This window comes from Candidatus Pelagadaptatus aseana, assembly GCF_040362265.1.
Classification (GTDB): domain Bacteria; phylum Pseudomonadota; class Gammaproteobacteria; order Pseudomonadales; family Cellvibrionaceae; genus Pelagadaptatus; species Pelagadaptatus aseana.
Genome location: NZ_BAABNJ010000001.1, coordinates 389,995 through 409,367 on the forward strand (window position 1 = coordinate 389,995; position 19,373 = coordinate 409,367).

The window sequence follows — 19,373 nt, forward strand, 5'->3', positions numbered from 1 at the left end:
TTTATTACCGGTTTAAACCACCGTCATTGCGAGGAGTGCAGCGACGCGGCAATCTCTTGGTTCTGGTACGTAATTGCCAAGATTGCCGCGTCGCTATGCTCCTCGCAATGACAGATTAACTGCCCAGCCACTCCTGCCAGATGGCTTTAACGGCCGCCCGCTCAGCCGCAAACTCGTCACCGCCCACAACCCCCGGGCGGTTTTGCAGCGCCAGTCTGTGGCCGGCTGAGCGATAGGCTTTATAGGCAGAAATCAACGCCTCACTCTGCGCTTCAGACATCAGCCCCTCAGCCACCAGATCCCCCAGAATCCGAATGTTGTCACTCCAGAAAGCCACCTTAGGGTTTTCCGCGGCACGACTGAGCACCGCGTACTGGACCAGAAACTCGATATCGACAATGCCACCGGCATCCTGCTTGAGATGAAACTGGCCAGCCTTCTGCGTTTCAGTTCCCTTGCTGCCCAGATGCTCACGCATCTTCTCGCGCATGGAAACCACATCCGCCACCAGTTGGCCCCTGTTTCTTGACTGGCACAGAATCCCCTGCCGCAACCGGGAGAATTCTCGGGCCAGATTCTCGCCACCGGCCACGACTCTGGCGCGTACCAGAGCCTGATGCTCCCAGGTCCAGGCCTCTTCGCGCTGATACTTTTCAAACGCCGACAGCGAGCTGACCAGCAAACCGGAGTTGCCGGAGGGCCGCAGCCGCATATCCACTTCATAGAGCTGACCGGACAGCGTCTGGGTATTGAGGACATGAATAATCTTTTGTCCCAGACGGATAAAGAAACTCTGATTGTCGATGGATTTTTCACCCCGGGTATAGGATTTCGAATCCGCATTGTGAACAAACACCAGATCCAGATCCGAACCGTGCCCCAGTTCGATACCACCCATTTTGCCGTAACCCAGCACAATAAATTCTGGGGCCGGCTCACCCTCTTTCACGCCGGGCTCACCATGGCGTGACACCATTTGCGACCAGACCAAATCGAGCACGTGCTCAAGAATCACTTCAGCAATCCACGTCAGGCTGTCACTCACTTTCATCAACGGCAGAGCGCCACTGACCTCACAGGCCGCAACATGCAATGCCCGCGACATGCGAAAGTAACGCAAGCCCTCCATCTGCCCTTCGAGATCGCCCAGCTCGATGCGCAACATATGCTGACGCAACTGATCGCGCAATTCGGCTTTATCCGGAACCCGATACAGCGCCCTCTGATCCAGCAGCTCGTCGAGCAATGCCGGATGTCGCGACAACTGCTCAGCAATCCAGGGGCTGGCACCACAAAGCCGGATCAATTGCTGCAGGGCACCGGGATTCTCCATCAGCAGCACCAGATAAGCAGTCCGACGGCAAACACCTTCAATCAGGTGGGTCACACGCCTGAGGGTTTCCGCTGAGCCGGCTGACGCCTGAACCGCCTTCAGCAAGCGCGGCATCAAACCATCGAGACGCTCACGCCCCTCGGCCTGCATATAGGTCAATGCGCGGCTTTTTTTGAGGTCGCCGATCACCTTGGCAATGCCTTCACTCTCCGCAAAGCCCTGCTGCTCAAGCGCCTGACAAAGCCCCTCCCGGTCCAGATCATCGAGCCACAACGCCTCCCATTCAGCCCACTCGGAGACCTGTTGCTGCTCATCTTCCGGATCGGAAATCACCGACTGAAAATGGCTGTTTACAAACTCGCGATGCCCATCCATCTCGGCAACAAAGTCGGACCAATCGGCGCAACCCATGGTCCAGGCCATGCGCAACTGGTCTTTTTCATCCACCGGTAAACTCTGGGTTTGCTTGTCCTGATAGCCCTGAATCGCGTGCTCGGCATTGCGCAGAAAAATATAAGCACTCGACAGTTTCTCGGCCGCACCCTCAGGCAAATAACCCTCACTCTCCAGCAGCGGCAACAACATCAACACCTGCCGCTCGCGCAGACGCGCATCACGCCCGCCGCGAATCAACTGAAACACCTGAACCACAAACTCGATTTCGCGAATGCCGCCGGCTCCGAGTTTGACATCCCCCTGCTTACCTTTGCGCTTCACCTCGCGATTGATCATGGCTTTCATGGAGCGCATGGATTCAATGGCGCTGTAATCCAGATATTTGCGGTAGGTAAAGGGAGCTAACATGGTCATCAGCTGTTCACCGGCAACCGCACCCCCCTCACAGGCATTGGCGGAAACCACCCGGGCCTTGATCATGGCGTAGCGCTCCCACTCCCGCCCCTGGGTTTGGTAGTACTCTTCCATGGAATCGAAATTGAGCACCAGCGCACCACTCTGGCCGTAGGGGCGTAACCGCATATCCACCCGAAAAACAAAACCGTCAACCGTGACGTTATCGAGACTGTTGATGACCTTCTGGCCCAGCTTGACAAAAAACTCCTGATTGCTGACGGACTTGCGCCCACCTTCGGTATTACCGCTCTGGGGGTAGGTAAAAATCAGGTCGATATCCGAAGACACATTGAGCTCACCGCCACCCAGCTTGCCCATGCCCAGTACCACCATAGGCTGAGGCTTGCCGTCGCTCTTACCGATGGGCAAACCCCAACGGGGCTGCAGCAGGGCGTAGTGGAAACGGATGGCCGCCTGAATCGTTACCTCGGCCAAATGGGTGGTATCGGCAACCGTTTCCTGCATCGAGCCCAACCGGCAGAAGTCGCGCCAGACAATGCGCTGCATCATATCCCGGCGAAACTGTCGCAGAGCCCGGTCAAAACCAGCCTCGTCCAGATCATCACCAGTACTTAGGCGAGCGTCCAGCAGCTCAGCCATTTGTGCTTGCGTCAGGCTTTTTCCCAAAAGGCCCGATTCCAACAGGTCGACAAACGCGGCCGACTGCTGCAGAGCACCCTTGGCAACAAAATCGCTGGCCACCCACACCCGGGCTAACTGTTGTTTAAGCTCCGGACACGCCTGCAGGCACCGCTGCAGCCGGGACTGCTGCTCATCGCTGGCCCGCCCCTGCCACAGGTCAATTTGCTGCTGCAGGTCCGGGTGAAACAACTGGGGAATATGATCGAGAGGCAACATAGAAAATCCGTACTGACTTACTGCAACAAGAGGGAAGAATTAAGTCTAGCCAATGACTTGGCACTGGCATTATGACCACGATCAACATAACCCCTATCAGTCGGAATTTTCGCCCGCAGGCGCGACGCTCAGCACCTCTTCGATGGTCGTTAGCCCCTGAGCAACCTTGTTGGCGCCAGACAAACGGAGTGAGTGCATACCTTCGCGCATGGCCGCATTGCGGATGCCGGCCAAGTCACAATCACTGCCGACAAACCGATGCAAACTTTCACTTAACGGCATGATTTCATAGATACCCTGACGCCCGAGATAACCGGTATTGCGACACTCCAGACACCCTTCAGGCTCGTAAGCTACTTTCGGCTGGGCGGCCTTCCAGGGGCTCACCAAGTGCTTCCAGGCCTCGGCATCCACTTGCGCCTCTTTTTTGCAATGAGGGCACAGAGTTCGCACCAGACGCTGGGCCATAATACCGATCACCGTCGACTTGATCAGATACCCCGGCACCCCCAGATCCAGCAGACGGGTGATACCGGTGGCGGCGTCATTGGTATGCAGCGTAGAGAGCACCAGATGCCCGGTCAATGCTGCCTGAACCGCCATCTGAGCGGTTTCAAGATCACGGATTTCACCCACCATAATAATGTCCGGATCCTGCCGCATCAGGATGCGAATGCCCGCGGCAAAATCCAGATCGATGTTGTGCTGTACCTGCGTCTGGTTAAAGCTCTCCTCAACCATCTCAATGGGGTCTTCCACCGTACTGACGTTGACCTCACTGGTCGCCAACTGCTTCAGTGACGAGTACAGCGTGGTGGTCTTACCCGACCCGGTTGGCCCGGTCACCAGCACAATGCCGTGAGGGCGATCAATCATGCCGCGCCAGCGGCGGTAGTCGTCTCCGGTCAATCCCAGCTCACCGAAACTGCGCAGCAGCACATCCGGATCAAAAATCCGCATCACCAGCTTTTCACCAAATGCGGTGGGCAGCGTCGACAACCGCAGTTCCACCTCGCTGCCGGTGGGGGTCTTGGTCTTAACCCGGCCATCCTGCGGTTTGCGTTTCTCCGCAACGTTCATCCGGCCCAGAATTTTAATCCGGCTGGTGACCGCAGTGGTAATCGCTGCAGGCAGTTCATAGACCTGATGCAGAACACCATCGATACGAAAACGCACCCGACCACAATCGCGACGGGGCTCAACATGGATATCGCTGGCGCGCTGGTCAAAGGCGTACTGCAACAGCCAGTCAACGATATTGACGATGTGCTGATCGTTGGCCTCAGGGTCTTTTAACGCCCCCAGCTCCAACAGCTGTTCAAAATTGGTGACATTGGAAGCACCCGCCATGCCCTTGGCACCGCTGATCGACTTCGACAGGGTATAGAACTCAAGGGTGTAGCGCTGAATATCGGAAGGCACGGCAAACACGCGCCGGACCTGACGGCGAGCCACATGCTCCAACTGCGGCACCCAGGAAGAGGTGTACGGCTCGGCACAGGCTACTGTCACCTCATCGGCATTGAGATCAACACACAGAATGCGGTGACGCTTGGCAAACGCGTAAGACATGACATCGGTCACGGCCGATACGTTCATCTTCAGAGGGTCAATATGCACCAGCGGCAGTCCGGCCTTATCCCCCAGCCACTCACTCAACGACAGCTCATCGAGCAGCTTGCCCGGACAGGCCTGATCCTCCAGATGGTGACTGGCAACGTAACTCAATGGGTGCATGGCCGCCTGCTCACGCGAACGGGTCTGGGAGGAGAGCACATTGGCGTCTTCCTGGGCCAATCGACCATCAGCCACCAGATCATCCAGTATCGAGCGCAGATCCAGCACCCGGTCGGCGGCGCCTGTCTGCAACTGACCCTGCCCCTGAATGGCGCCACTTGAGGCCGTATCGTTCATACCAATTCCCTGTTCATTATTGCTTTTCAGGAATTGTAGCCAGAAACACACCGCTGCGGATACCGCCAATCAAACTGACGCAAATCAACTGGCAATAAAAAATTCATATTTTCCACACAAAACTGTCATTTCCTGCTGTTTTCTCACCGCCGTGCCTCTATACTTCGCAGCGCGTGAATCGACCTACACGAGACCTTGCTATGCCCATATCAAACCCACTGGCCAACCTGTTTGGCAAATCACCCATCACCCCCATTCAGGAGCATATGGCCGCTTCCCATAATGCCGCCGCGTTACTGGCCGATTTTTTCGACGCATCCAATCAGGAAGACTGGGAAAAAGCAGAGGAAATTCAGCAAAAGATCTCGGAACAGGAAAACCTGGCCGACGACCTGAAGAAACAGATTCGTCTGGAACTGCCGAAAAGCCTGTTCCTGCCAGTTCCGCGGGGCGACCTGTTGGAACTGCTGTCGATGCAGGATCAAATCGCCAACTGCGCCAAGGACATCGCCGGCATCATGCTGGGCCGTGAGATGCGCATGCCCAAAAAAATTCGCAAGGATATGACCGCCTTCGTCAAAGCCTCCATTGCCACATCCGAACAGGCCATGACGGCCATCAATGAACTGGATGAACTATTGGAAGCCGGTTTTGGCGGACCAGAGGTCAAACTGGTACAGAAGCTGATCAAAAAGCTGGATGATCTGGAAAATAAAACCGATAAATTGCAAATCTCCATTCGCAGCAAACTGTTCAAGGTAGAAAAGGACCTGCCACCTGTAGACGTGATGTTTACCTACCAAATCATTGAATGGGTCGGCGAGCTCGCCGACAAAGCCCAAAAAGTTGGCTCCCGCCTGCAAATGCTGCTGGCTCGCTAACGCGCAATTTACGCGCAAGCCACCAACTTAATCGTTTCGGAGAATTATAAATGAGCATTTTAGCTGAACACGGCCAGACACTGCTGATTCTGGCCTGTCTTTTCGGTGTCTTTATGGCCTGGGGTGTTGGCGCCAATGACGTCGCCAACGCCATGGGCACTTCGGTAGGCTCCAAAGCCCTGACCATCAAACAGGCGATCCTGATCGCCATGGTATTCGAGTTTCTGGGCGCGTACCTCGCCGGCGGCGAAGTAACCTCCACCATCCGCAAGGGCATTATTGATCCATCCAATCCGCTGATGACGCCGGAGCTACTGGTGTTCGGGATGATGTCGGCCCTGCTTGCCGCAGGCACCTGGCTGTTGATCGCGAGCGCCTTGGGCTGGCCGGTCTCTACCACCCACTCCATTGTCGGCGCCATTGTCGGCTTTGCCGCCGTGGGCATTTCCGTCGACGCCGTTGAATGGGCCAAAGTCAGCAAGATCGTCGCCAGCTGGGTAGTATCGCCGGTTCTGGCAGGCACCATCTCCTTTATGCTGTTCCGCAGCGTCCAGAAATCCATTCTCAACACCGACACACCGTTCGCCAACGCCCAGCGCTACATTCCCATTTATATGTTCTTTGTGGGCTTCCTGATGGCCATGGTCACCATCCTCAAAGGCCTGAAGCACGTATTCAAAGACATCGGTATGAAGCTGAGCTTCGGGGAAAGCATGGCCATCGCCGCGCTGATCGGTTTGGCTGTGATGATGATCGGCATCTACTTCCTGAGAAAAGTGAAAGACGAAGGCAACGAAGACAATCGCTACGCCAGTGTTGAGCGGGTGTTCGCGATCCTGATGGTATTTACCGCCTGCGCCATGGCGTTTGCCCACGGCTCGAACGATGTGGCCAATGCCGTTGGCCCTCTGGCCGCGGTATACGGCGTGGTAAGTACCGGCGAAATCGCCGTCAAAACCGCCATGCCTGGCTGGATTTTGTTGCTCGGTGGCGCCGGTATTGTGATTGGTTTGGCCACCTATGGCTGGAAGGTAATTGCCACCATCGGCAAGAAAATCACCGAGCTGACCCCAAGCCGCGGCTTTGCCGCCGAGCTGGGCGCCGCAGCCACCGTGGTACTGGCGTCCGGTACCGGCCTACCCATCTCCACCACCCACACTCTGGTGGGTGCGGTTCTGGGTGTTGGTTTGGCACGCGGGATTGGCGCTCTGAACCTGCGCGTCATCGGCACCATCTTTACCAGCTGGCTGATTACCCTGCCTGCCGGTGCTGGATTGGCGATTATTTTCTTCTTCTTGTTTAAAGGGATTTTTTCTTAACTTCCTTTTTTAGCCCTGCTCGCGTCCAGTACTAACGGCGGGAGCGGGGCAACTGGTTTCCGGGGACGCCGTAAACCCATCCGTGGGGGCTCTTCACAGACATCCATGTCTGTGGAGCCCCGGAAACCAGTCACCCCACTCCCCCTGCATCTCACTTCGCACTGAGTACAAAAACATTTTTTGGAAAGAAGCTTCAGCCGGATTGAAGAGCTGTGGCAGGTATGGGGACCCGGACACCTTCGGCAGCATGGATGCTGCCGAAGAGCCTACATGGATGTATTCACGGCGTGTTCCGGATACCCATGGCTGTCGCAGATCGCCACGACAGAGAAAAGAAATACGAATTTAAAACTTACTTGATAACCTCAACGCCAGATTCGCGCCCAATCATCATCACATCGGCATTGCGCTGAGCAAACAAACCATTGGTCACCACACCCACGATCTGATTGATATCGGCTTCCAACTGCTTGGGGTTGGTAATCTGCATATTGTGAACATCGAGGATTACATTGCCGTTATCGGTCACACAACCCTGACGATAAACCGGATCGCCACCCAGCTTAACCAGCTCGCGAGCCACATGAGAGCGGGACATCGGAATCACCTCAACCGGTAACGGGAAAGCGCCCAGGGTATCCACCCACTTGCTGCCATCGGCAATGCAGACAAACTCATCGGCCACCGCCGCAACAATTTTTTCGCGGGTCAGAGCGGCACCGCCACCTTTGATCAATTCCAGATCCGGATTGGTTTCATCGGCACCGTCGACATAAACCACCATGCCATCCACTGCATTGAGATCGTAAACCGGAATGCCATGGCCTTTGAGACGCTCGGCGGATGCCTCGGAGCTGGCCACAGTGCCATCGAATGAACCTTTGATTTCCGCCAGATAATCAATGAAATAGTTGGCGGTTGAGCCGGTGCCGACACCGACAATACTGTCACTGTCGAGCTTGGGTGCAATGTAATCAACGGCAGCCTTGGCAACGGCCTGTTTCAATTCGTCCTGGGTCATGGTGGTCTCAGTGTAAAAGCGGAAAGTTTCTAGAGCGGGGTATTATAGGTGGGCGACGCCCTGTCCACAAAAGAATTTCAGCCCCACCCATTTATCAAAGACAGATGAATGGATTACCATCTGCGCTCATCCCCATCCCGAGTTCACCACAGGCCACAACATGCCCCAGAGCTACATCAAGCGCATTCTCGATGCCCGCATCTACGACGTCGCAGTAGAAACACCACTGGACTACGCTCGCTTTCTGTCGAAACGACTGGGCAACAACATTATGCTCAAGCGTGAAGACCTGCAGCCAGTGTTCTCTTTTAAAATTCGGGGAGCTTACAACAAACTGAGGCAACTGCCGGAAGCCGAGAAAGCCCGTGGCGTGATTGCCGCCTCCGCGGGCAATCACGCTCAGGGGTTGGCCCTGTCGGCGCAGGCGCTCAGAGTCAAAGCCACCATCGTCATGCCTCGCACCACCCCGGCTATCAAAGTCGAAGCCGTCAAATTTCGTGGTGCGCGTGTGATATTGCACGGTGACACCTACGATGAGGCATCAACCCACGCACAGAAACTGGTGAAGGAAAAAGGCCTGACCTATATCCACCCCTACGACGACCCCGATGTCATTGCCGGGCAGGGCACTGTGGCGATGGAAATTCTGCGCCAGTACAACAAACCCATCGACGCCATTTTTGTGCCTGTAGGCGGCGGCGGTTTGTGCGCCGGAGTGGCGGCCTATATCAAATACGTGCGCCCGGAAACCAAGGTCTTTGCCGTCGAACCTGAGGACGCCGCCTGCCTGAAAGCCGCACTGGATAAAGGCCGTCGAGTCACTCTGCCTCAGGTGGGCATTTTTGCCGATGGTGTCGCAGTGGCTCAAATCGGCAAGGAAACCTTCCGGGTCCTGAAAGAAACCGTGGACGGCGTCATTACCGCTAACACCGACGAAATTTGTGCCGCCATCAAAGACGTGTTTGAAGACACCCGCGCCATCAACGAACCGGCCGGCGCACTGGCGCTGGCAGGGTTGAAAAAATACGTTGAGGATAGTGGCTGTGAAAATCAGACTCTGATCGCCATCAACAGCGGTGCCAACACCAACTTCGATCGCCTGCGCTACATCTCCGAGCGCACCGAGATCGGTGAAAAACGCGAGGCCATTCTGGCCGTCACCATCCCGGAAAAACCCGGTGCCTATAAGTCCTTCCTCAAGGATCTGGGCAAACACAATATTACCGAGTTCAACTATCGCTACGCCGATGATGACAAGGCCCGGATTTTTGTCGGCATTCAGGTTTCCCCCGATCAGCAGGACCGACTCGAAATGGTCGAGCGATTAAAATCGAAAGACTATCAGGTGGTGGACATGACCGATAACGAAATGGCCAAACTGCACATCCGTCATATGGTGGGAGGCCACGCACCACAGGTCGATAATGAATTGGTGATTCGCTTTGAATTTCCGGAGCGTCCCGGCGCGCTGCTGAACTTCCTGAACCAGATGGCCGGGCGCTGGAATATTTCCATGTTCCACTACCGCAATCACGGCTCGGCGTACGGCAGAGTGCTGGTTGGCATGCAGGTGTCGAAAAAAGAACGGGGCGAATTCAAACAATTCCTCAAAGAGCTGAACTACCCCTTCTGGGATGAGACCGATAACGAAGCCTATCAATTTTTTCTTGGCTGATGCGGTTATGGCCCAAGTGATTTGCTGCAAGTAACCTACTACAAGTAACCCACTAATTGGGCAGCGATCCGAGAATTTCCCGTCGCGCGTGAATCATTTCACGATAGGTCTGCTCCAGTGAGCGGTCTACGCGGCGGTCATTGCATTGCAGGCGCTCCAGATCCCTTTCCAAGCGAGTAATTTCTTGCAGCAACCGCTCGCGCATCAGACAGGAATTCATGGAATCAACGTTGACCAGTGAAACCGCGGGCTGGGCCATAAGGCACCTCCATAGACTTGTGTTAAATAGCCTTACTTATTCTTTGGGGCGCTTTAAAGCTTAGCCAATACCCGCACTTCTGCTTGGAACATTTAGTTATTACCTTCAACCAGAAAACCCCAGTCAAACTGCCTGTCACCCACCACAAAAAAATTCGGATTGAGCAACGACTCCTTGCGGTTGTAGCGCAGTGGGCGCAAGTTGTGATCCAGCAGAGCACCTCCGGCAGCCTCCACCACCGCCTGAGCCGCCGCGGTATCCCATTCACTGGTTGGCGCCAGGCGCGGGTAGAAATCTGCAGCGCCTTCGGCGATCAGGCACATCTTTAATGAACTGCCAATGTGGCGCGTTGCCACAGCGCCAAGCGATGGTGGCAGCTTGGCCAGCAATCGGTCCACAGCCTCGGTACCGTATCGGCGACTGGACACAACCGTAAATGACCGAGCATTGCCTGTCTGGTCGGTGAGCTTACTGGTATTAATCGGTATCGTATCGGCGACGATTTTGTTGGCACCGCCACCCGCAATCCCCGTATAGGCAACGCCGGAAACCGGCACATAAACCACACCCAAAATCGGACAGCCATTGTCAATCAGGGCCACATTCACCGTGAACTCACCGTTACGATTGATAAACTCCCGGGTGCCATCAAGAGGATCCACCAACCAATAACGGGACCAATGCTGACGCACTGAAAAATCCGGTATGCCGCCTTCTTCCGACAGCACAGGAATGCCTGGCAACAACTTTTCAAGGCCGGGCTCCAGAATGTTATGGGCGTTCAGGTCGGCCCGGGTGACAGGAGAATCATCAGCCTTTGTCTGTAACCCCATGTCAGCACCACCATGGTACACATCAAGGATCGCCTGGCCTGCCTCACGGCAGAGTTCAACAACAGGGTTTAACAGCTGCTGCATTTGAATCGACCTCGATTTCAGCTCAATAGGGCCCCGCAGCATAACCAGAGCCCTTCAGCATCTCCAGCATTTGCCGTAAGCTGGTCATCAAACTCTTTAAAAGGAATCCGGTGTGCCCAACCCTACACCCTCACAACACCCTCCTCACCGCGACAACTTCTGGTGTGGCAGCCAATGGCTGATGGTAGCCGTCGCGCTGTCGCTCTGTTACCTGTTATCGATGTTGGCACTGCCCTATCCCCTGCATTTTCTGGTGAAAGCCAGTCCGATTCTCTGGTTGGCTCTGTGCTGCAACAAACTGCTGCCCACTGCCGTTCGCACACCTATGACCCTGGCACTATTGTTTTCAGCCGCAGGGGACATGCTGCTGGCACTGAATTTTGAGCATTCCTTTGCCGCGGGCCTCAGCTCTTTTCTATGTGCTCAGCTGATCTATATCTCGGTATTTTTCAAACGCCGGGGGCAGCTGGGTGACAAGCGACTGATGCTGCTGGCCATTGCCATTTTTTATATTGCCATGCTGGGTTTGATTCTTCCCGAGACCGGTGAACTGAAAATCCCTGTGACCGTATATATGACGGCAATATGTTGCATGGGGGCTCTGGCGGCACTGCATCGCGGTTCAGCGCTGGTTTTATTGGGCGCCATCAGCTTTATGGTGTCGGATGCGGTGATTGCCATCGACAAATTTCTGGCTCCCTTTGATGGCGCCAGACTGGTGATTATGAACACCTATTATCTGGCTCAGATATTGATAGTAACCGGCCTTGTTGAGACCTACAGAGCAAATGCTGACACAGACAAAACCACAGAGACCACCGAATGATTGACTGGCAAGCTATCGATACTGTCCTGCTGGATATGGACGGCACCCTGCTGGACCTCCACTACGACAATTACTTCTGGCTGACCCACTTACCCAAGCGCTATGCCCAGGCCCACAATGTTGACGAGGCAGAAGCTTTCCGCCGACTTGAGGCCCACATCAAAGCCCACGAGGGCACTCTCAACTGGTACTGTCTGGAATTCTGGTCAGATTCACTGCAGCTGGATATTCGCGCCCTGAAAGAAGAAGTCAAACACAAGATCCAAATTCGCCCCTTTGTTGTCGACTTTCTGAAAGCTCTGAAACAGCAGGGAAAAAGACTGGTGCTGATCACCAACGCCCACCCACAGAGTCTCGACCTGAAACTGGAAATCACCGAAATCGATCAATGGCTGCACATGGTAATTTCCTCCCATGAATTTCAGCAACCCAAGGAAGCTCAGGAATTCTGGCAACAATTGATCGTTCAGGAACCCTTTGATCCTGAGCGGACTCTGTTTATTGACGATACGGTGCGCATTCTCGACTCAGCCAAAGAATTTGGTATTCGCCACCTGCTGTGCATCCAGCAACCGGACAGTCAGCGGGAGCAAAGGGATATTACCGAGTATCCCGCCATCCATCACTTTGATGAAATCATTCCCCAATAAGTACAAACTCAAGCTATGGAAAAAGTACGTATCGACAAATGGCTCTGGGCCGCCCGTTTTTTTAAGACTCGCTCACTGGCCAAACAGGCCATTGATGGCGGCAAGGTACATTGCGGCGGACAACGGGTAAAACCCAGCAAAGAGATAGAAACCGGCGTGCACTTGACCGTTCGTCAGGGCTGGGACGAAAAAGAAATTGAAGTCATCAAGCTGTCCGATCAACGCCGTGGGGCACCGGAAGCTATACTGCTGTATCAGGAAACCCCGGCAAGCATCCAGAAGAGGGAAGAACAGGCCGTACAACGCAAAGCCCTGAGAGGCATTATCGGTCAACCGGAGCATCGCCCCACCAAGAAACAACGCCGCCAGATTCACCGTTTTCGCGAACAGGATTTTGAATGATGATTCGCCTGCTGTTGCTCGTTCTGATGATCACCCCCGCTCAGGCAGCGGTTTATCAATGGGTGGATGAAGACGGCAAAAAGCACTTCAGCGACACACCACCGCCCGACAAACATCAGGCCAAAGATATCTCCGATACCCTCAAGCCCGCCAATATCGATCAGGGCCAGGCTGAGCAGCAAAAACTCAAAAAGCTGTTTACCAAGCCCGGCAAAGCCGAACAGCAATACGAACACAACAAAAACAACGGCAACAAAGCCCGTCAACAGCAGGCTTATTGCGACTATCTGCGCAACCGACTCAGAACCATCAGCGGCCGGGTCATGTTTGTCGACAAACAGGGCAAGGACGTCAAAGTATCGGAGGCCGAGCGCAAACAGCGAGTCAAAAGCCTAGAGAAGAAAATCAAACGGGAGTGCAACTGATCCCTGAATTGATCGCCATCAATTACGATGCAACTTAATCGGCGCATTAATCCACGCAGCCCCCCGTTATGGATTACACTCTAGGGGTCGACTATCGTCTGTTACACCAGACACCGTGAGGCCAGCAAAAGGAATTTACCTGTGACCAGTCGCGTTGCACCCAACAACCGCCAGCCCCATCACTCCGCAACATCGCCCACAAAGCAGTGGCGCGAGCGGGCACTTTGTACCGCCATTCGCAGCCTCTCGACCGGATTACTGTTGACCGGTGCCAGCCAGCTACAGGCACTGGGGTTGGGCGATCTGAGTCACAGCAGCTACCTCGGCCAACCTCTCACTGCCAGCGTGGTGATTCTCGACAGTGACGGCGACTACGGTCCGGGCGACATCAAAATTCGCCAGATTTCTGCCACCGAAGCCGCAGATACCCTCGATCTGGACATACTTAACAACAATTACCGTCTCAAACTGACCCCCACGACCATGGATGGTGAGCTGCAAGTTCAAATCAGAAGTCGCCAACCCATTAACGAACCCTTTGTCGATCTGGTGCTGGAGCTGTCATGGAGCGGCGGTCAGGTATTCCGCGAGTACACGCTGTTAATGGATCCTCCACCGGTTGCGGCCAAGCCAGCCACCGCATCAACGCCCGCCCCAACAAAACCTGCGACTCGCACAACAGCCGTAAAAGCTCGACCCAATGCACCGTTTGAGCCGGGCACACTGGGAGGCAGCTACACCATTCGCAGCGGCGACACCCTGTCTCAAATCGCCGAGCAGTGGCGCCTTGGCAGCGACCACTCACTGGCAGGCACCAAACAGTGGTTGCTGGCCAATAACCCCAGGGCCTTCCTTAATGGCGACCCCAACCAACTGATGCTGGGTGCTCGATTGCAACTGCCATCGGGCGACAATCTGCCGCCAGCGGACCTGCAACCCGGCTGGTCAGATACACGGCCAGCCAATGTTGCCCATAACATTCCTCTGGCCCCCGGTGAGCGTCAGACGATACCAGCAACCGGGACAACTCCCGCCGATACCCAATCGAATTCCAAGCATCTGTCCGGTAAATTGCACCTTGGCAAACAGGCAGTGGTTGCACCTGAAGAACTTCAGGACATGGTCGATGCAAAGCCCATTGAGGAAATCCGGGAACTGATCCACATTACTCAGGAAACAGCGGATCGCATCATTCGCGAGAATGAAGATCTGAGGCGCCGCATCGAAAATATTGAAAATTCCGACTACATAAAAAGTATGGAAGAGCTGATCGCCCTGCAGCGAGATGAAATAGAGAGTCTACGCGCCAATCTCAGTTCTTCTGCAGACATCCAGCCGGCCGATTATCAACCCGCTCTGGTTTCCACCAGCAACGATCCAGTGCCTGCGCAATCGCCTGAGCCTCCCTCGGCAATGGCAACCACCAGCTCAACAGTTACCGATCCCACAGCCACGGCACCAGCCAACCCCGTCAGCCAACTGACCGAGAAGCAACCGGCAGCAGGGCCATGGTTCTGGGTTCTCAGCGGTCTGTCGGCACTGCTGGCCATGATCATCGCCGTACTGGTGGCCTTTCGCATGGGCCAACGCAGTCAGGAAACCGCCCGGGCGACCGCGGATTCAGGCTCACTGACCACCCCGGTACTGGAGAACAGCGCTGATGACGATCTGGGGCCAGTAAGCGCACCGGAGGATCTCGGTGAAGAGGACATCATTCCGCTGCAGCTCGATGGCGGCGATGAACCGGAGGACGATCCAAGCTCACTGGACGACATTGACCTGCTGCCAGAAGATGAAGAACTGCTGACCTCCAGCGACAACCACCCGCAAACCCTGCAAGTGCCCCGGGAAACCATTCTCGACAACAATCTGCAGGGCCTCGACAGCATTATTTTACCGGCCGCCGAGTCCGAGATTATCTCCACCCATGTGGACTTTTCCGCAACCCTGTCATCCGACACATCCGATGCCTCTGATCCCGAGTCACTGGAAAAGCCCGAGGTTCCAGAAGAACTGCCGTTTGCCGCAGAAGAACTGGAAGACTCCGAACTGACTTTCGATCTCGAGCTCAATGAAGACTTTGTCGACTCTCAGACACAGGCAGAGGCTCCGGCCTTTGATCAGGATCTGGATGACATCGATCTGAACCTCAGCGCGCTGGAAGAAAACATTTTCAAGGACAACCGCGACGATGTGGATGAGCTGATTTCGCGAGCGATGATTTTTGCCTCGTTCGGCGACTTCGATAAAGCCGAGGAAACCCTCATCGATGAACTGGCGCTCTATCCGGACGAAACCCGAATTTCCGATGCTCTGGAGCAGTTCGCCAAAGACCGCAAAAAGGCTGAAGACCAGTGAACCGCTGGCAACGCCTGAGCGCACAACATCCACTCTGGTGGCCAAATAATTTGCTGGCTCTGGGATTGCTCATACTGGCATTGGCTTCGCCATCCCTGCTCGCCGCACCCGCAGCTGGGCAGATTCTCTTCAGCAAGGGATCACTGCAAATCGTTCATCAGGGGCAACTGCAAACCGCCAGCCGCGGCAGCCAGGTCTGGCCGGGCGATACCCTGATCACAGGCCATAACTCCCGAGCGTTGCTGCGCTTTAGCGACGGCACCCGCACGACCCTGGGGGACGACACCGAATACCGGATTGAGAATTTCTCATTGAATGTTCAAGGGCAATCGCGAGCCACCTATCAACTGGTCAAAGGCGTATTCAAGACTGTCACCGGTGCCATCGCCAAAGACGGCCCTGATATAAAAGACAAACCACTGGTCGTACTCACCCCGCTGGGCACACTGGGCATCCGCGGCACCACCTTCTGGGGTGGCTATCTGGAACCCGGCAAAATAGACGTATTGCTGATTGCAGGCGATCACGCCGTCGAGGTGAGCAACGCCATAGGCAGCCGGCTACTGACAACGGCCGGCGAAGGCACCACGCTCACCGCTGGGTCGGCACCGGGCACAGTCAAAACCTGGCCAGAGGCAAAGGTCAAACGCGCCACAGCAACCGTCTCCTGGCCGGAATTACCCGAGGCTCTGCACTAGGCGCCACCGCCACATCCCAACGTTCCTTTACTGACCTTCCACAGACTATCCGTGCTAGAATCCGGTCCCTGTCGAATTCTGTGTGAGTAAGTACTTATGTGCAGCAAAGACCTGATGCACCGTTTCCTGTTTGATAAAAGTGACATTCGCGGCGAGATCGTGACTCTGGCCAACAGTTACCAGCAAATCGCCGACAACAATCCGGACCTGCCCGGTAACGTTCAAACCGTACTGGGTGAATTTGTCGCCGCAGTAAGCCTGCTGTCGAGCACGCTGAAATTTGATGGGGTTATCACCCTGCAGGCACGCGGCAACGGACCGGTATCCATCGTCATGGCCGAGTGCAACCATCACAATACCCTGCGAGGCATCGCTCGCCTCAACCCTGACACCGGTCGCGACGACTTCCGTGAGCGCGATCTGCGTCAGCTGCTGGGCAGCAACGCCACACTCACCATCACTATCGACCCGGACAAAGGCGAACGTTATCAGGGCGTGGTTCCCCTCGACAGTGAAAAACTGAGCGAATGCCTGGAGCACTACTTTTCCCAATCCGAGCAACTGCCTACCCGATTCTGGCTGGCCTCCGACAGTGAAAAAGCCAGCGGCCTGATGCTGCAGGCACTGCCACGCCAACTGACCAGCGAAGAAGACAATACCCAGCTTTGGCAAACTGCCGTGCATCTGGCAGAAACCGTGAAACCCGAAGAATTGCTGGAGCTGGAGCACGCCACCATCCTCTACCGTCTGTTCAATGAAGAGGAGGTACGCCTGTTCGAACCCGCAGCCCTTCACTTCGCCTGCAGCTGCTCCCGCGAGCGCTCGGCCAATGCCTTGATTTCACTGGGCAAGCTGGAAGTTGAGCGGCTGTTGCAGGAGCAGGAAATCATCAAAATCGACTGCCAGTTCTGCAATCAGAGCTACACCTTTGGACAGCGGGATTTGGGCAGTCTGTTTGGCGGCAGCAATCAAACTCTGCACTGATCAAAAAAGCGCCATATTGGGTTCGCTTCCCAGATATTTTCTGACATAATAGCGCCCCCAAAATTTGTAACCCCCGGAGCAGGTACCCCTTGCTTCAGGATTTGACTGAATTTGCAGCCGTGAATTTAACCCTCATCGCTGCAGTTTCATGAGTACACAGGACCACAAACCCATGACACAAACTGATACGGCACCCAAGGTTTTCACCGACCTGAGCTCTGCAGAACTGATCCAACAGGCCATCGAGCGTGGTGAAGGCTATCTGACCCACACCGGCGCACTGGCTGCCGAAACTGGCAAGCGCACTGGCCGCTCTCCAGCTGACCGCTTTACTGTTGAGGAGCCATCCACTGCAGACAGCATCGACTGGGGCTCAGTAAACCGCCCGTTCCCCGCCGACAAGTTCGACGCCCTGTGGAGCCGTGTTGAAGAGTATGTATCCGAGGTTGATACCTTTGTTTCTCACCTGCACGTGGCCGAAGATACGGACCACTACCTGCCGGTTAAAGTGACCACCATGACTGCGTGGCACAACCTGTTCGGTCGCAACATGTTTATCCGCACCGAAAACTACAACCCGAAGAACAAAGAAGAGTGGAAAATTCTGCACGCCGCTGACTTTGTATGTGAGCCAGAGCGTGACGGCACCAACTCCGAAGCCGTTGTTATCGTTAACTTTGCCCAGCGCAAAGTACTGCTGGCTGGCATCAAGTATGCCGGCGAAATGAAGAAAGCCATGTTCTCTGTACAGAACTTCCTGCTGCCAGAAAAAGATGTCATGCCAATGCACTGCTCTGCCAACGTTGGCAAAGACGGCGACACCTGCCTGTTCTTCGGTCTGTCCGGCACCGGTAAAACCACCCTGTCCGCTGATCCAGAGCGCTACCTGATTGGTGATGACGAGCACGGCTGGGCCAAAGGTGCGGTATTCAACATGGAAGGCGGCTGCTACGCCAAGACCATCGACCTGTCTCAAAAGAACGAGCCAGTAATCTGGGATGCCATCAAGTTCGGCGCCATCGTTGAAAACGTTGTTCACAACGACAAGCGCGAGCCTGACTACTGCGACACCAGCTTGACTGAAAACGGTCGCTGTTCTTACCCTCTGGAGCACGTTGAAATGCGTGTTGAAGAGAACCGTGCCGGCGAGCCAAAGAACGTTATCTTCCTGACCTGTGACGTTACCGGTGTTATCCCACCTGTTTCCATCCTGTCCAAGGAAGCCGCTGCTTACCACTTCCTGTCTGGCTACACCGCTCGCGTAGGTTCTACCGAGATGGGTGCCGAGGCCGGCATCAACCCAGCCTTCTCCACCTGCTTTGGTGCGCCTTTCATGCCGCGCCCTGCTCGCGAATACGCCGAGCTGCTGATGAAGCGTGTTGAAGAGTTCGAATCCAACGTTTACCTGGTTAACACTGGCTGGACTGGTGGTTCCGGTGGTGCTGGCGGCGAAGGCAATCGCTTCCCGATTCCTGTCACTCGCGCTGTGGTTCACGCTTGTCAAAACGGTTCTCTGGAAGGCGTTGCCACTGAAACTCTGGAAACCATGAACCTGGTTATCCCGACCGAAGTTCCAGGCGTAGACAGCAAGTACCTGAACCCTCGTAACGCCTGGTCTGACCAAGCTGCTTACGATGAAGCCGCCTCTAAACTGGCCGGCCTGTTCGCTGAGAACATCAAGAAGTTCAACGTCAGCGAAGAAGTTGAAGCCGCAGGCCCTAAAGCTTAATCAAGTTTTAACCCTGAGCGTTTCAAAAGCCCGAGCGGAAAAATCCTCTCGGGCTTTTTTTATGTACAGGATGTACGGGCAGATAAATGCTCCTGCAGTATCTGCACTTCCGCCATCCTTGGCGGGCGTATTCGCGAGAGGCAGGAAGCCGGTAGCGGCCTCTATGGGATTAGCATGCCATCTAAATCGGAGCGATCTGCACCGAGGATTGGTTTCTGAAACACGCTGTGAATACGTCCCTGTAAGCTCGGATGCTGCATCCTTGCGGCATA

16 protein-coding genes are annotated in these 19,373 nt (G+C 55.1%); 11 read left to right on the forward strand and 5 right to left on the reverse strand.

What is annotated here, in order from left to right:
- Window positions 1-115: 115 nt before the first annotated feature.
- Complete coding sequence (gene glnE / locus ACPXV9_RS01815; protein WP_423894054.1) at window positions 116-3,043, reverse strand: bifunctional [glutamate--ammonia ligase]-adenylyl-L-tyrosine phosphorylase/[glutamate--ammonia-ligase] adenylyltransferase; 2,928 nt, start codon at window positions 3,041-3,043, stop codon at window positions 116-118.
- A 96-nt stretch (window positions 3,044-3,139) separates the two neighbouring features.
- Entirely contained in the window at window positions 3,140-4,957 is a 1,818-nt protein-coding gene (locus ACPXV9_RS01820; protein ID WP_423894055.1) for a GspE/PulE family protein, read from the reverse strand.
- 200 nt (window positions 4,958-5,157) lie between these two features.
- On the opposite strand from ACPXV9_RS01820, the gene ACPXV9_RS01825 reads away from it, so the two are divergent.
- Together ACPXV9_RS01825 and ACPXV9_RS01830 are read left to right on the forward strand one after the other, a co-directional pair.
- A complete protein-coding gene (locus tag ACPXV9_RS01825; protein ID WP_423894057.1) occupies window positions 5,158-5,838 on the forward strand; it encodes a TIGR00153 family protein in 681 nt (226 codons plus the stop codon).
- 50 nt (window positions 5,839-5,888) lie between these two features.
- Window positions 5,889-7,157, forward strand: a complete 1,269-nt coding sequence (locus tag ACPXV9_RS01830) for an inorganic phosphate transporter (protein ID WP_423894059.1) — start codon at window positions 5,889-5,891, stop codon at window positions 7,155-7,157.
- Between the two features lie 352 nt (window positions 7,158-7,509).
- On the opposite strand, the gene rpiA is transcribed toward ACPXV9_RS01830, so the two are convergent.
- Window positions 7,510-8,178: a ribose-5-phosphate isomerase RpiA gene (gene rpiA, locus ACPXV9_RS01835; protein ID WP_423894061.1), complete on the reverse strand. Its 669-nt coding sequence runs from the start codon at window positions 8,176-8,178 to the stop codon at window positions 7,510-7,512.
- 160 nt (window positions 8,179-8,338) lie between these two features.
- Between rpiA and ilvA the strand changes: the two genes are divergently transcribed.
- Window positions 8,339-9,853, forward strand: coding sequence for a threonine ammonia-lyase, biosynthetic (ilvA, locus tag ACPXV9_RS01840; RefSeq protein WP_423894062.1), 1,515 nt, complete (start codon window positions 8,339-8,341; stop codon window positions 9,851-9,853).
- Window positions 9,854-9,905: 52 nt separating this feature from the next.
- Here ilvA and ACPXV9_RS01845 read toward each other — a convergent pair whose 3' ends face one another.
- A complete protein-coding gene (locus ACPXV9_RS01845; protein ID WP_423894064.1) occupies window positions 9,906-10,112 on the reverse strand; it encodes a hypothetical protein in 207 nt (68 codons plus the stop codon).
- Between the two features lie 92 nt (window positions 10,113-10,204).
- A complete protein-coding gene (gene cysQ, locus ACPXV9_RS01850) occupies window positions 10,205-11,029 on the reverse strand; it encodes a 3'(2'),5'-bisphosphate nucleotidase CysQ (RefSeq protein WP_423894066.1) in 825 nt (274 codons plus the stop codon).
- A gap of 112 nt (window positions 11,030-11,141) precedes the next feature.
- Between cysQ and ACPXV9_RS01855 the strand changes: the two genes are divergently transcribed.
- From ACPXV9_RS01855 to ACPXV9_RS01890, 8 genes are all read left to right on the forward strand, one after another.
- The gene (locus ACPXV9_RS01855) at window positions 11,142-11,855 is read left to right on the forward strand and encodes a lysoplasmalogenase (RefSeq protein WP_423894068.1); all 714 of its coding nucleotides are present in this window, start codon (window positions 11,142-11,144) and stop codon (window positions 11,853-11,855) included.
- The gene (yrfG, locus tag ACPXV9_RS01860; protein ID WP_423894069.1) at window positions 11,852-12,505 is read left to right on the forward strand and encodes a GMP/IMP nucleotidase; all 654 of its coding nucleotides are present in this window, start codon (window positions 11,852-11,854) and stop codon (window positions 12,503-12,505) included. Before ACPXV9_RS01855 ends, yrfG begins: the two co-directional genes overlap by 4 nt.
- Before the next feature lie 15 nt (window positions 12,506-12,520).
- Window positions 12,521-12,907, forward strand: a complete 387-nt coding sequence (locus tag ACPXV9_RS01865; protein WP_423894071.1) for an RNA-binding S4 domain-containing protein — start codon at window positions 12,521-12,523, stop codon at window positions 12,905-12,907.
- Window positions 12,904-13,332, forward strand: a complete 429-nt coding sequence (locus tag ACPXV9_RS01870) for a DUF4124 domain-containing protein (protein ID WP_423894072.1) — start codon at window positions 12,904-12,906, stop codon at window positions 13,330-13,332. Before ACPXV9_RS01865 ends, ACPXV9_RS01870 begins: the two co-directional genes overlap by 4 nt.
- Before the next feature lie 141 nt (window positions 13,333-13,473).
- Window positions 13,474-15,690, forward strand: coding sequence for a type IV pilus assembly protein FimV (locus tag ACPXV9_RS01875; RefSeq protein WP_423894073.1), 2,217 nt, complete (start codon window positions 13,474-13,476; stop codon window positions 15,688-15,690).
- Window positions 15,687-16,388: a FecR family protein gene (locus tag ACPXV9_RS01880; RefSeq protein ID WP_423894075.1), complete on the forward strand. Its 702-nt coding sequence runs from the start codon at window positions 15,687-15,689 to the stop codon at window positions 16,386-16,388. Before ACPXV9_RS01875 ends, ACPXV9_RS01880 begins: the two co-directional genes overlap by 4 nt.
- A 96-nt stretch (window positions 16,389-16,484) precedes the next feature.
- Window positions 16,485-17,372 carry an Hsp33 family molecular chaperone HslO gene (gene hslO, locus ACPXV9_RS01885; RefSeq protein ID WP_423894077.1) on the forward strand — a complete coding sequence of 296 codons (888 nt, stop codon included), beginning with the start codon at window positions 16,485-16,487 and terminating at the stop codon, window positions 17,370-17,372.
- Between the two features lie 172 nt (window positions 17,373-17,544).
- Window positions 17,545-19,101, forward strand: a complete 1,557-nt coding sequence (locus ACPXV9_RS01890) for a phosphoenolpyruvate carboxykinase (RefSeq protein ID WP_423894079.1) — start codon at window positions 17,545-17,547, stop codon at window positions 19,099-19,101.
- Window positions 19,102-19,373: the final 272 nt, after the last annotated feature.

Excerpts from the sequence above, each read along its gene's own strand:
- ACPXV9_RS01845 (WP_423894064.1), bottom strand. The coding sequence starts at position 10,112 with ATGGCCCAGCCCGCGGTTTCACTGGTCAACGTTGATTCCATGAATTCC.
- ACPXV9_RS01825 (WP_423894057.1), top strand. The coding sequence starts at position 5,158 with ATGCCCATATCAAACCCACTGGCCAACCTGTTTGGCAAATCACCCATC.
- ACPXV9_RS01865 (WP_423894071.1), top strand. The coding sequence starts at position 12,521 with ATGGAAAAAGTACGTATCGACAAATGGCTCTGGGCCGCCCGTTTTTTT.
- cysQ (WP_423894066.1), bottom strand. The coding sequence starts at position 11,029 with ATGCAGCAGCTGTTAAACCCTGTTGTTGAACTCTGCCGTGAGGCAGGC.
- ACPXV9_RS01870 (WP_423894072.1), top strand. The coding sequence starts at position 12,904 with ATGATGATTCGCCTGCTGTTGCTCGTTCTGATGATCACCCCCGCTCAG.
- ilvA (WP_423894062.1), top strand. The coding sequence starts at position 8,339 with ATGCCCCAGAGCTACATCAAGCGCATTCTCGATGCCCGCATCTACGAC.
- rpiA (WP_423894061.1), bottom strand. The coding sequence starts at position 8,178 with ATGACCCAGGACGAATTGAAACAGGCCGTTGCCAAGGCTGCCGTTGAT.
- ACPXV9_RS01820 (WP_423894055.1), bottom strand. The coding sequence starts at position 4,957 with ATGAACGATACGGCCTCAAGTGGCGCCATTCAGGGGCAGGGTCAGTTG.
- yrfG (WP_423894069.1), top strand. The coding sequence starts at position 11,852 with ATGATTGACTGGCAAGCTATCGATACTGTCCTGCTGGATATGGACGGC.
- hslO (WP_423894077.1), top strand. The coding sequence starts at position 16,485 with ATGTGCAGCAAAGACCTGATGCACCGTTTCCTGTTTGATAAAAGTGAC.
- glnE (WP_423894054.1), bottom strand. The coding sequence starts at position 3,043 with ATGTTGCCTCTCGATCATATTCCCCAGTTGTTTCACCCGGACCTGCAG.
- ACPXV9_RS01830 (WP_423894059.1), top strand. The coding sequence starts at position 5,889 with ATGAGCATTTTAGCTGAACACGGCCAGACACTGCTGATTCTGGCCTGT.
- ACPXV9_RS01890 (WP_423894079.1), top strand. The coding sequence starts at position 17,545 with ATGACACAAACTGATACGGCACCCAAGGTTTTCACCGACCTGAGCTCT.